Source organism: Natrialba sp. PRR66 (genome assembly GCF_034808065.1).
In the GTDB taxonomy this organism is placed as follows: Archaea; Halobacteriota; Halobacteria; order Halobacteriales; family Natrialbaceae; genus Natrialba; species Natrialba aegyptia.
The window spans coordinates 398,422-411,143 of record NZ_JAXHGN010000004.1; the positions used below are offsets into that span (position 1 = coordinate 398,422).

Below are 12,722 nucleotides of genomic sequence, written 5' to 3' on the forward strand. Positions count from 1 at the left end.
TTACGTTGGTCATGAGTCGTAATCGATGCGCGGGTCGAGATACGCGTAGATGATGTCGGCGATCAGATTCACGATCACCACGAGCACGATGATGACGAGCACAATGCCCATGACAACCGGGTAGTCGCGTTGGAGGATGCTGTTCGCGAGGAGCCGACCGATCCCCGGCCAGGCAAAGACCTCCTCGACGAGTACGGACCCTCCGAACAGCCACGGGACCCGGAGGCTGATCATCGTGATGACGGGGATCAACGCGTTTCGCAAGGAGTGCCAAACAACGACTGTCCACTCCTTGATCCCCTTCCCACGGGCAGTGACGACGTAGTCCTCTCGCAACTCGTCGAGCATGCTACTGCGGGTGAGTCGCGTGTAGAGAGCGACCTGCGGCAAGCCGAGCGTTACGGCCGGCAGGACGAGCGAACGGAGACCGTTGACGCTCAGCAGTGGCCCGTTCATCCCATAGACGGGGAACATCTCCAGATGGACCCCGAAGATCATGATCAGTATGAGTCCGAGCCAGAACATCGGCATCGAGATCCAGAAAATCGAGATGAACCGACTCACGTTGTCGATCCACGTGTCCTGCTTAACCGCGGATATAACGCCTGCCGGTATTGCGACACCTATCGCGATGATGAGTGCACTGATCGTCAGAATCAGTGTGTTGCCTAGCCGTTCGAGAATCATGGTGAGCACCGGCTTACCCTTGCGTATTGAGACGCCCAGATCACCCTGCAGGACATCTCCAAGCCAGTAGAAGTATCTGATATAGATAGGTTGGTCCAGCCCCAGAGAGCGGCGAGCTTCCATCACTTCTTCTTGGGAAGCCATTGGGCCCAACATGATCCGAACAGGATCGCCGGTCATGTTGATAAGGAAGTAGACGATAATCGTCGCTCCCAGGATAACCGGCACGAGATTGATTAACCGTTTGATGATGAATTCGTGCTGCCGTTTCATGAATTGTAGTAATTATTATTCAATTATCATCTTGAGGTGGTCAGACAGATCGTCAGGCTGGATCGAGGTTAAGCGCACGAGAGAGTGCCGGCCACCAGGGGTGCTCAGTCACGGCCTCAACCCCGTCGACTGCGGACTTATTCCAGGCACCGCGCCAAGTACGAGAGGCCAAGGGAATGTAGGCCGCACTCTCGACGGCAATCCGCTGGACGTTTTCGATTGCTGTTTGGCGTTCCTCGTTAGACAGTGCGTTCATCGCCGTCTCGAGGTTCTCGTCCATCTCCGCGGCCGTCTCTCCCTGAAGTCGGCCATAGTTACTCGAGCCGATGTTACGCGAGTGACACAGGAAATCGAGGTACGTTGGGCCGAACCACCACATGTTCTTCGCGATGATGAGGTGATAGTCGCCTTCGTTCCCACGATCGTAGATCTGGCCGACCTCGGCGGTATCGACGTTAACACTGACACCGATATTGCCCAGCTGGTTCTGGATGATGGTTCCGGCCGATCGCCACTGATCGAGATCCGAGAAAGTGATAAGGTCAAGCGAGAGTTCATCGCCGTCTTTCGTTCGAGTCTCACCTTGACTCGAGTTCGTCCAACCGGCATCGTCCAGGTGCTGGCGCGCTGTCTCGAGGTCGTTCTGATAGGCGACATCTTTGACGCCTTCCCAGTACCCGGTCGTTGCCTCAGTGATGAGGCCGTCTATCGGGAAACCAACACCGCTCCAGGCCTTGTTGACGATAGCTTCCTTGTCTACGGCGTGTGCAAGAGCAACACGGACGTCCTCCTCAGCCGTCGGCCCTCGTTCGGCGTTACAAGCCATGTATTGGGCGCCATAGGCCGGGTCGATCGTCACTCCCACGCCGCCGTTCTGCTCGAGCGATTCGACGAACTTTGGAGGCAGGTGGAACGTAATTGAGGCGTCGCCCTGAGAGACCGCGTTTTTGCGAGTCGACGCTTCGGGGACGATTTCGAGCACATACTCGTCCGCAAGCACTGGTCCGTCGTTACCGACGAAGTCAGGCCCGTGGTTGTAGTCCTCGAACTTCGCCAGCGTAATGCTGTTACCAGACCGCCACTCGTCGAACTCGTATGGGCCGGTTCCCACGAGGCCATCCTGGCCGATGTTTGTGTTGCCGTTACGGGCCTCCTCGATGAGTGACTTTGGCTGGATCGCCGTATGCCCGTCGGCGAAGAAGTTGAGCGCCAACGGGCGCGATTCAGCAAATTCGAAGGTAATCTCGTCGTCCGAGGGCATCTTCGTGTTGGTGATGCCACCACTCTCTTCAGGAAGGTAACTCGCCAGCGGGGACTGGCTCGTGTACCGATCCAGGGATGCGGCTACGTCCTCGGAGGTCACGTCCGACCCGTCGTGGAACGTGAGGTCCTTGAGGGTGAACGTAATACTCTTTTTCTCTTCGCCCCACTCCCAGTCATCCGCTACGAGCGGAACTGGTTCGAAGTCATCGTTCAGTGTTAATAGGGGCTCGACGACGAACTGCAGCGCCGTCAGGTCAACAAACCGGGTGGTCTGGTACGGGTTCATGTTCCGCGGCTCTTCGCGAATTGCATCGGTGACAGTGTTCCCAGATGATCCGTCGCTACCTGCACCGAGACAGCCCGCCAACCCCATGGCGGTCGCGGCGCCGATTCCGTGCAATAGATTGCGTCTTTTGTGACCAGGTGGCATGGATGGACACAGTTACTATATGGTAATAAGGGTATGCCTGAACAGGTACACCTGCTAAATATGAGTAGTTGACCAAAATACCTATATAATATCTGGTCGATAGTAATGAACTGACCAACACACATGGCTAAGATGAAAGATGAGTGGCTCGCTATCGCCTCCGAGTTAGTCTTGGACCCAAACGTCAGCACCAGAGAGATTGCCGACCGAACGGACATCCCCCAGAGCACGGTTTGGTATGGGATCAACCGGATGCAGGAAGAGGGACTCTTCGAGGTGATCGCTTTTCTCAGCCTCACCCAGATCGACGACCTAAAGGTTGGATTGGTCGGCGGGGCAATCAATGGAGAGAAAGATGCAGTCCTCGAACAGGTAGTCGACCATCCGAAGGTATGGTTTCTCGTCGACACTATCGGCCCACACGCGTTCACGGCCGGAATCGTAGGCGAGAGTCCCCAGGATTTCCAGTCGGTTATTGACGAACTCCGGGAGTTCGGTGCTGAGGGGGACCACTATGGGGAGGTGCTTGACATTCGGAAGTTCGGTATCGACCGTGAATTCGTTCAGTCGCTTCGATCCGACGAGCAAAAGGCACAGGACTTCTCTTGAGTGGTTCCATTTCGAGGATGTAACACGAGTGACCATCGTTGGGACGACAACCTCGTATTGGGCCAGACGAATCGAGAGTGGACCAGGATCTCGTCAGCAACGATCCCGAGACTAACGAGGGCGGAGGTGTCTGCGACAAGCCGCGACATCTATGCATCGGCGACCTCGTCAATGAAGTCCTCGTCTAGCTGCTGTTTCAACACACGGAGATTTGCCACCTCCTCGCCGCCGACGAGTGCTTTGAGTTGCTCGAAGGAGATCCCGTCATTGTAGTAGGCCACGGCAATCTCCTGGGTGAGCATGTCGTCGTGAACGGCCTCCTCGAGGTACTCCCGGAGCGCAGCCACGAGGATTCCGGTCTTCGCCGAGCACGTCCGCGAGTACATCAATGCGATCGATGAGCCGGTTCGGAGCTCGGAACTGGACGCGCTTCTTGTCGCGACTCATTGTGTGTACACTGTGAGCCAGCCTGCTTGGCCCTTGTCGCGTGTACGTTGTGAGTCTCTCCGGGATCGTGCCGATGGGCTCCCATCCGCCAACTCGTCGAGGGGGATTGTGATCCCTGAAATTAGACCAAGCACGCTGTAGCGCGTTGCAGTGCGCTGCACACCTTTGAGTGCGAACAAACCTCTCCGTGAGTAGCGTAGTAGCAGTCACAGGGCTTCGGTAGCCGATACCGGTATCGATGAATTAGCGATCCCTATCGCATTTACGGGCCGAGCTGTGGCGATGGTGATTTCGATGTGGTGATGGTGGTTCAGACATGCGCCACTCACTCGGCTTGCCGCTGCGATCCGAGTTCAGCTGCGCTCAGTTCGTGCAGGGCTGAACTCGGCTGGCGGGTATTTCAGTCCGAGTCGGATTGCGTCCCGATGCTAGGGGAGACGCGACAGCCGCAGGGACTGGCGATGGCTGTACCTGGGCCGATCATGCTCTTGAGTACGATCGGTGTGTCACAGCGGGGGCAGCGAGGCAGTGAGGTGTCCGAGTCATCCGCCGCCGTCGCTGTCTTCCCGGAATCAGTAGTGCCAGTGTCGTTGTGACCTTCATCCTCACCATCTGCGGCGTCCGTACTGCACTCGGAATCGGTGCTGTCGGTCATGCCGAGTGATACCTCGTGGAGCCTTCAATACCGTAGGAGAGACTTGCTACTGGTCGAATCGTTCGATGCGTCAGTCGTGCGGGATGTTTATATCCCGTGAGAATGTACGCAAACATGCTTGCAAACCCCAGGTGGGTTTGGAAGCCACGTCTCGGATGTTGCAGCATCCGGGACACTTTCGTGCCCATTTAATGGCTTCCGTTCTAATTGTTGATCGGTAGCGACTTATATCTACCGCTGACCGATGAGAAGATGACCCGTTTTCGAACCTTTCGTCATCGTGACTTCTGATCTCGACCCAGTATTTTCTGATACAGGTGGTGGTCAGAGGGCTCTGTCGAAATCCTCAGAAGGTGATCGATTCTATTCTGTAGTGGTAAGTACAGAGTGCGTATCTTAGCGCCCTCGAGTAAAGCTAAACAAGCCCAATTGAGGGGAGTATGACTCTGGAATCACGCAGGACGCAATCGCCAACACAACGCTTTACACATAGATCTGCACAACAAACTGGATTAATAAGTACTGATGAAGGAGGACAATATACCAGATGGGCCACGTCTACTACCACCATCCCGGTGACAAGCAGTTCTCTCTCGATTTCGTGCATCCGAATCCTGCCGAAATCGTCTCGCAGATCGTCGGGTACGACGACGACATCGCAGTAACGGTCCAGACGTATGATCTCGACGAAGAATTCTACGTCATCTATACGTCCCGCGTCGACGGGGGGCCTGTTCGTGAGATTGACTTCAATCTGAAAGAGTCGCTCTCGGTAATTAGTAATGACAATAGCACCATTGTCGTTCGTCTGCTCGAGATTTACCGCGCTCTCATTTCTCAGAACGAGAAGGAAGACGGAGTTCCTGTCGAGGCGTACAAGACAATTGATATCAACGCACTGCCGGACGTTCTCGATCGGACGTCATGGGAGAGTTCAGCAACAGATGTTGCGGGTCGACTCGCCTCGAACCTGATTTTGAAACACGCACTTCCGAACGCTAACCATCGGACCGCTGTCGCACTGATCCAGTTCTATCTACGGCGTCTGAATTCGAACTTCTCCATGCCGGATACGTCTGTAGAAATCGACCCAGAGACGTACGACTGGCGGGAGTGGGTTAATGAGTACATCAACGAATCAAAGCGGCTGTTGACCGTTCGACGGAAGAACGTCCTCTTCAAGCACCTGTACAACTTCGGCGCGAGAACACTTGAGCGGAAACACGCGGTCGAAATCGACTTGACTGCATACGAGCTGGATATGTACCCGAATGAGGCGAAGATCGCCTATGCAGAGAAGCACGAAGAACTCTGGATCGAGTTCGTCGAGGAGGCCGTCGAACGAGCAGGGTATCCAGAGATGAAGGAAATGCCAGGGCTATCGAAAGCAGAATTCGCTGAAGAAATTCGGAGCCTCGACTAAGGAGTGCTGTTAGTCTTGGAGTGTGGCGACTGTTCGGCCCGTTTCTTCGGCCTCCTGGCTGCGCGACATATTGTACGCCGCGAGCGCTTCGTCAACCGCCTCATCAAGGCTCATTGCTCAACCTAAGATTGACTCTTCTACTGTTTGAATGTTTCCCTGCGCACCGTGGCGCGGAGAATCCGTTGTCGTCGAACAATTTGTCCCCGAACAAATCCCGATCATGTTCGAAGACGTTGTTTAAGTGGATATCTGGATTTGCGGTAAGACTATTCGACAACGCTGATTTCCAGACACTGTTCTTGACCAATCAGTGCGACTAGGTCCGCTTTCGAGAGTGGATCAATATCAACACGGACCCCTTGTGCAGTATAGAAGATCCCTGCGATTACCTAAATACAGTCGCTAAGGCCACCCTCAAGGAGCACCGCAGTCCGCGAAGCGGACAAGGTGCGCAGTAGGGTGGGGAGGAAGTCACGCAGACGGGTGCTGAGCTGACTTCTGATCGATGAACTCAAGCTCGGTCATTTCGGGACGCTCCTTCACGCCTGCCTCTGCCAATCGCTCACGCATCTCCTCGGACGCGAAGAACGCACGAGGGTCTTCGTCGTCAGCCCATTCGAAGAGGACGACGGCCTCATTTGGATCGTCCACACTCTGAAAGACCTGATATCCCTGTTGTCCATGGTCAGTACGGAAGGAATCGAACCTATCGAACGCCGATTTCCACGCCTCGAAGTCCTCCACAGAGGCTTTTCCAAGTAGGTACGTCATTTTCTACACCAACTATAATGTAGAACTCGCGGGCGCATAAAGATAGTGCAAACTACGATAGCACAGGTTCGTCAGGGTGGATTGATCCTTTGAATTCAGCATGTTACTTGTGACAGAAATTCGGTAGTTCGATCAGGATCTACTGAATTGAAGCGCGCATTCAGCACTTTCACACGGTTCGTAGAGGGTCATCCCGAGTAATGCTTCGTAGAAGACTCGTTCGAGTACGGGATTGTGAGTACCTCTCTAGACGGACGATTGCTGGATTCTCTGCGTGAATGGTACATTCCTCCCCCAAAAACAATTAAGTACCGGATCGGAGTAGGAGTTGTGGTGTTCGGTAGCACCCATCATGTTATTGAGCACCCTTCAACTCGGCGGAAAAGAGGGAGAGACTCCATGGCACAAGCACACAAACTCGACTGTGAATCGGTGTCGGATACGTGTCGATTCATTATTCAATCGGAAGACGAAGAAGAGGCGGTTGACCTAGCCCAAAAACACATGAAGGAGGTTCACGAGCAAGAGTACACGAAAGACGAACTCCGGAACGAACATCTGCAAGTCGTTTAACGACCACTCAATGCTCGGTCCCTACCTCTTTTTGCTGTGTTCTTTCCGCTCGTCTCTAGGAACGCTGAAAATAATCCGCTGATGCAGTACCATAATTTTCCATACTGAGCGAATCGATAGGTGGCCATCACGAAAGATTTCGGCTGCACACGCCGGCCAGCGTGAGCAAGGTCACGGTCGCTCGATCACGGTAGGCCCGTTCGGTGTCGGTCGACTCGTCGTCGTATTGGTCTCGGTCGGGTTCGTCTTGAGAAGACGGCCACGCACACAAGAAAGAACGCGCGTGTATCGGTTGTGCGCGGTCGAAGCCGCGATCATCATGATTTCATCAATATCGAGACAGCGGCGAGCACGCGGGTCAACCACCCGATGCCATCCGCTCGAAGTCGCGCCACAGACAGAGACGCATCGTGAACGGCGATCCGGGCCGACGAAGCCCGACGTATTCTTCAGATTCACATCAACTCATATATGTATAATCGGTGCTGATATAACTACACATTATGTTTATATATTGTTGATTACACTTATCGAGAAGCTTTATTGCCGTGTTCATGTCCGTAGAATATGGGCTTGCTGGCCCGGAGTGACTTATGCCCGAAGTACAATTCGAGGTGGATGTCGATGCGCCACCCGACGAACAGCCAGGCGATAAGCCGTTCAATCGTTGGCATCCGGAGATCGAGTCCGTTGTGTCGGTCGAACCTGGTGAGACAATCCGGCTCGAGTGTCTCGACTGGACTGGTGGACAGATACAAGACAATGACAACCCGAATGAGGTCCGAGACGTGGACCTCAATCAGGTCCACTATCTGAGTGGTCCTGTCGAGGTAGCGGGAGCGGAGCCGGGAGACCTGCTCAAGACGACGCTACTCGACATCGGTCCGTTAAACGAGCGGTCGGAATTCGGATTCACCGGGATCTTCTCCCAACAGAACGGCGGGGGCTTCCTGACAGACCACTTCCCTGACGCCGCGAAAGCGATCTGGGATCTTGACGGAACATACGTTTCCTCGAGACACATTCCAGATGTCTATTACGAGGGAATGATCCATCCCGGACTGATCGGGACCGCTCCATCGCAGGAACTGCTTGAGGAGTGGAACGAACGCGAACAAGAGTTGATCGAGAAACACGCCGAAGACCCCGAATCGATCCAGAACCATCCGACCGGCGAGTCGGAACCACCCGTCGCATCCCCACCCACGGCTGACGGCGCGCTTCCGGGTGAAGCGACCGGCGAGACGGCCGACAGAATCGCCGAGGAGGGAGCCAGAACAGTCCCGCCGCGAGAACACGGCGGCAACTGTGACATCAAGGATCTCTCGCTTGGTTCGACGATCTACTTCCCGGTCTACGTCGAAGGTGCGAAGTTCGGTATCGGCGACATTCACGCCTCGCAGGGTGACGGTGAGATCACGTTTTGTGGCGCTATCGAGATGGCGGGATACGTGGACGTGAAGTTCGAACTCGTCAAGGACGGGATGAACAAGTTCGGCATCGACCACCCGATATTCGAACCGGGACATCGGGGCCCGAACTTCTCCGACTACGTCGTCTTCGAGGGATACTCGGTCACGGAGGATGGCGAGCAGCGGTACATGGATCCGCACGTCGCGTATCGGCGTGCCGCGCTCGAGGCGATCGAGTACCTGACCAAGTTCGGCTACACGCGGGAGCAGGCGTATATGATCCTCGGAACGGTTCCGATCGAAGGGAGACAGAGCGGGATCGTCGATATCCCCAACGCCTGTTCGACGATCGCCATCCCGAAGGAGGTCTTCGAGTTCGACGTCAGCCCTGACGCGCTCGACGACTATGACGGACGCGGACAGATCCCGATCACCGACGATCCGCTGAACTGATCCGATCGTCCGTCGACTTTCGGTAGCCGTTCAGTCCGAATCCTGCTCTGGGGAATCGAACAGATTCTCCGTTTTGAGAACCTCGCGGATAGGTGCAGTCAGCGGGAGTAGCTGATCCTCGTCGATGGCCTCGAGTTCCTGCACTTGGCCGGAAGCCAGCGCGTGATAGCGGTCCGCACCGAAGAGCGCGATCCGCATAACATCGTTCGTCGTGAACAGTTGTTCTCCGACAGTTTCGTTGAGTTCGTCCTGAATTGCTCGAAGCCGTTCGCGAGTCTGAATCGACATCGTCAACGACACCTGAAACCGGTGGGGCACGTCTTCGTGAAAGCGAGCCGCCGCGGATGCAATCTCGTCGTCGTCCATGCGAGTGTGCCACCAGAGAGACGGACGTAAGTGTTCGGGGCAGTCCAGCATCGAACGTGAAACGTGCGGAGACATGCCATTTCGAGAACGACGCGACCGACTCTCGAAGCCGCCGGCTCCACTCGCCGTGAAAGGCCACCGTAGCTTTTTGTTCGTATTCGATGAGAGGGTATCCTATGTCGAAGGGTGGCAGCTCGTACCAGGTGTTATCACGGGGGAGCGAATTTCACCAGCTCGACGGCCGTGACGCCCAGGCGGATAATATCGCAGCTGCGAAGGCTCTGTCGGAGGTGATCAGGACGACGCTCGGTCCCAAGGGGTTAGACAAACTCCTCGTGGGGTCCGACGGGACGGTGGTCGTGACGAACGACGGTGCGAGTATCGTCGATCGGATGAAAATCACTCACCCCGCCGCGAAGTCGATCGTTGAGATCGCAGCGCAACAGGATTCACGGATCGGTGATGGGACGACCTCGGCGCTTATTTTGGCGGGTGAGTTACTCACGGAGGCCGAGTCACTCCTTGAGAACGGGCTTCACCAGATGACGATCGCGCGAGGGTACACCCTCGCTTGCGAACGCGCACGGGATATGCTGTACGACCAAGCCATTCCAGTGAGCCCCGACGACAACCCCATGCTCCAGGCCGTCGCCCGAACGTCGGTCTCCGGAAAGTGGAGTCGAGACGCCAGCGACTTCTTGGCACGGAAAGCGGTCGCTGCCGTCCGTGTGATCGAACGAGACGGGATGGTCGATTTGAAGCGAATTACGCGCAAAGCGATCTCTGGAAGCTCCTACTACGATTCGGAACTCGTAGAGGGGCTCGTCATTGATATGGAATCGTCGTCTACGACCCCAGTATCGCTCGAGCCGGGACTTCCCGACGTCTTCGAAGACGCGACCGTCGGGCTCATCGACGACCAGCTCACGATCGAAACCGCGACCGGACAGGGGGCGGTCAGCCTCGAGACGCCGGGAGACCGACACGAGTTCAGAGAGTACGAACAGGACGTCTACGAGCGGTACGTCGACCAGATAGCGAGCGCGGGTGTAGATGTCGTCTTCTGCCAGAAGTCGATCGATGACACGGTCAGGTACCTGCTTACGAAGGAGGGGATCCTCGCCATCGAACGGACTCGACAGGACGAACTCGAGAAGGTCGGTCGTGCCACGGGAGCGCGTCCGGTTGGGACCGTCGACGATCTGACGGCCGCGGATACCGGACGAGCCAACCGGGTCGCCCGACGCGATGTCGGGCCAACCGACGTGGCGATCGTCGACGGTGGGACGGGCGTCGATCAGGTATCGTTGCTCCTCCGAGGAAGCACACAGCGGGTGGCGGACGAGACAAAACGAGTCGTCGACGGGTGTTTCCACGTGCTGTCGCACACGATCGAAGATGGCGTCGTCGTTCCTGGCGGTGGGGCAACAGAGGTTCACCTCGCAGGCGATCTCCGTGAGTACGCCACGACCGTTCCCGGCAGAGAGCAACTCGCGATTGAGGCGTTCGCCGATGCCCTCGAAGTGATCCCCCGGACCCTCGCCGCGTCGGCAGGGTTGGATCCGATCGATACGATCGTCGAGTTACGCGCGAGCCATCACGACAGTGATCACACGACGGGACTACGGCTCGAGAACGAGTCGGCTCGAATCGGTGACGTAGTCGAGGGGGAGATCGTCGAACCCCTCGCGGTCACAGAACGGGCGCTCGCTAGTGCAACGGAAGCCGCGAATCTGATTGTCCGCATCGACGAAATCGTCGCGGTGACCCGCGAAGAAGACGGTCACGACCACGATCACGACCACGACACAGGCGGGTTCGTCCAGAGTACCGAAGGCTACCCCTGGGCAGTTGGTCACTCGATGGGGCATTAACCGACAATTGCGGTTCAGCCACCCGGTGTCGGCCCATCTCGAAACCGGATGTAAAGAAGTGTAGTTCCAGATCAGGAGGGTTTGGCGACGTCTCCTTTGTCACTCGAGTCGTACTCGTCAGTGAGCGTATCCGGATCGATGTCGATGTCAAAGGCTTCGTTGGGGACCGAGACGGTCACACAGGTATTCGGTAAGTCGACGATCCCCGCGATCCGGCTCTCGACGGGAACCGTACTGAGGAGAATGTACGCCTGCTCTTCGGTGTACCCGAAATTCGTCAGGTAATCGATAGCATCCAGACACGCCCGACGCATTCCAACGTTCGCGTTTTTGTAGTGCTGGGTGCCGTCCTCGTCGACGGAGTACCCCTCGAAGACGACGTAGTTCGAAAAGTCAGGGTCCTGGTACCCTGGTTTGAACATCGCGTGATCAGTTCCTAACTGTTCCACCCCGTCCTTGATGAGATCGACTTTCATGTCGATCCAGCCGGCGATCTCGATCGCCCCACAGAACGTGATCTCGCCGTCACCTTGGGAGAAGTGCAGGTCCCCTGTGATGAAGTTCGCTCCCTCAACGAAGACGGGAAGGTAAACCCGTGAGCCTCGGCCGAGGTTCTTGATGTCGCAGTTACCGGCGTTCTCACGAGGCGGGATCGTTCGGGCCGCTTCCTCGGCCGCCTCGTCGACGTCGTCGTCGTCCATTTCGCCGAGCAAGACCTCGTTCGGTTCCGGCGGCAGCGCGAGCGGCGGATCGTCCTCTCTGGTTTCGTGGTTAACTGCCGTTTCGGCGTCCGGTCCTCGTTCGATGAGCGCCTGTTCGCGCTTGTTCCACTCCTCGAGCAATTCGTGGGATGGCGCGGTGCCGACGATACCGGGGTGAACGATACCGGGGAATCTGACATCCTCGATGTGACGCGAGTGCGTCATGACTCCGTCGACGTCCCAGATCGCTTTCCGTGCCTCTGGGAAGTGATCTGTCAAGAATCCCCCACCGTTGTCCAACTCGAAGATTCCGGTAAACCCCCACTCGTTGTCCGGGAATGGTCCGAGGTCCAAAATGTCGATGACGAGCACGTCACCCGGCTCGGCTCCTTCGACCTCGAAGGGCCCGCTCAGATGGTGGTTAGGATCTAGCCTCATATCCCGAATATCGTTCGCACTGTCGTCGTTTTTTACCTGATTCCCCGTCCAGTCAAGGCATTCGATCCGGACTTTTTCGCCGGGTTCGATCGACGCTGCCGGCGGAACGTCCGGGTGCCAGCGGTTCACTATCGGATCCGGTTGGTCGTCAATGGACACGTCTACGTCCACTTCGAATATCGTTTCTGGCATGATTCATGCTAACTCCCACCATACCAGTATTTATAGCTATCACACAGTGCGGATCACGATGATTATTACTATAGTGAGCTGGTGGTAGTAATGTAATTCTGGAGACGAACTGATCAGTGATATCAGACCGTATTCGATCGATGTGAGTACCCGGT

At 56.2% G+C, this 12,722-nt stretch carries 11 protein-coding genes and 1 pseudogene; 5 read left to right on the top strand and 7 right to left on the bottom strand.

The window, feature by feature from the left end:
- Positions 1-9 precede the first annotated feature (9 nt).
- Positions 10-960, bottom strand: coding sequence for an ABC transporter permease (locus tag SM755_RS15835; RefSeq protein WP_323173520.1), 951 nt, complete (start codon positions 958-960; stop codon positions 10-12).
- Between the two features lie 52 nt (positions 961-1,012).
- Positions 1,013-2,653 carry an ABC transporter substrate-binding protein gene (locus SM755_RS15840; RefSeq protein ID WP_323173521.1) on the bottom strand — a complete coding sequence of 547 codons (1,641 nt, stop codon included), beginning with the start codon at positions 2,651-2,653 and terminating at the stop codon, positions 1,013-1,015.
- A 132-nt stretch (positions 2,654-2,785) separates the two neighbouring features.
- On the opposite strand from SM755_RS15840, the gene SM755_RS15845 reads away from it, so the two are divergent.
- Positions 2,786-3,262, top strand: a complete 477-nt coding sequence (locus SM755_RS15845) for a winged helix-turn-helix transcriptional regulator (protein ID WP_323173522.1) — start codon at positions 2,786-2,788, stop codon at positions 3,260-3,262.
- A gap of 149 nt (positions 3,263-3,411) precedes the next feature.
- Here the strand turns inward: SM755_RS15845 and SM755_RS15850 are convergent.
- Both SM755_RS15850 and SM755_RS15855 read right to left on the bottom strand, forming a co-directional pair.
- A pseudogene (locus SM755_RS15850) lies at positions 3,412-3,709 on the bottom strand (hypothetical protein).
- Between the two features lie 400 nt (positions 3,710-4,109).
- Positions 4,110-4,364 (bottom strand): hypothetical protein, encoded by a 255-nt coding sequence (locus tag SM755_RS15855; RefSeq protein ID WP_323173523.1) that lies wholly within the window; start codon positions 4,362-4,364, stop codon positions 4,110-4,112.
- Positions 4,365-4,911: 547 nt separating this feature from the next.
- Here SM755_RS15855 and SM755_RS15860 point away from each other — a divergent pair.
- Complete coding sequence (locus SM755_RS15860) at positions 4,912-5,787, top strand: hypothetical protein (protein WP_323173524.1); 876 nt, start codon at positions 4,912-4,914, stop codon at positions 5,785-5,787.
- A gap of 471 nt (positions 5,788-6,258) precedes the next feature.
- Here the strand turns inward: SM755_RS15860 and SM755_RS15865 are convergent, their stop codons facing one another.
- Positions 6,259-6,558, bottom strand: a complete 300-nt coding sequence (locus tag SM755_RS15865) for an antibiotic biosynthesis monooxygenase (protein ID WP_323173525.1) — start codon at positions 6,556-6,558, stop codon at positions 6,259-6,261.
- Positions 6,559-6,957: 399 nt separating this feature from the next.
- Here SM755_RS15865 and SM755_RS15870 point away from each other — a divergent pair, with 399 nt between their 5' ends.
- Together SM755_RS15870 and fmdA (SM755_RS15875) are read left to right on the top strand one after the other, a co-directional pair.
- Positions 6,958-7,131 carry a DUF1059 domain-containing protein gene (locus SM755_RS15870; protein WP_323173526.1) on the top strand — a complete coding sequence of 58 codons (174 nt, stop codon included), beginning with the start codon at positions 6,958-6,960 and terminating at the stop codon, positions 7,129-7,131.
- A 593-nt stretch (positions 7,132-7,724) separates the two neighbouring features.
- Complete coding sequence (fmdA, locus tag SM755_RS15875; RefSeq protein WP_323173527.1) at positions 7,725-8,996, top strand: formamidase; 1,272 nt, start codon at positions 7,725-7,727, stop codon at positions 8,994-8,996.
- A gap of 30 nt (positions 8,997-9,026) precedes the next feature.
- On the opposite strand, the gene SM755_RS15880 is transcribed toward fmdA (SM755_RS15875), so the two are convergent.
- Positions 9,027-9,362 carry a hypothetical protein gene (locus SM755_RS15880; protein ID WP_323173528.1) on the bottom strand — a complete coding sequence of 112 codons (336 nt, stop codon included), beginning with the start codon at positions 9,360-9,362 and terminating at the stop codon, positions 9,027-9,029.
- A gap of 176 nt (positions 9,363-9,538) precedes the next feature.
- Between SM755_RS15880 and thsA the strand changes: the two genes are divergently transcribed.
- The gene (thsA, locus tag SM755_RS15885) at positions 9,539-11,236 is read left to right on the top strand and encodes a thermosome subunit alpha (RefSeq protein ID WP_323173529.1); all 1,698 of its coding nucleotides are present in this window, start codon (positions 9,539-9,541) and stop codon (positions 11,234-11,236) included.
- A gap of 71 nt (positions 11,237-11,307) precedes the next feature.
- On the opposite strand, the gene fmdA (SM755_RS15890) is transcribed toward thsA, so the two are convergent.
- Positions 11,308-12,567 carry a formamidase gene (fmdA, locus tag SM755_RS15890; protein ID WP_323173530.1) on the bottom strand — a complete coding sequence of 420 codons (1,260 nt, stop codon included), beginning with the start codon at positions 12,565-12,567 and terminating at the stop codon, positions 11,308-11,310.
- Positions 12,568-12,722: the final 155 nt, after the last annotated feature.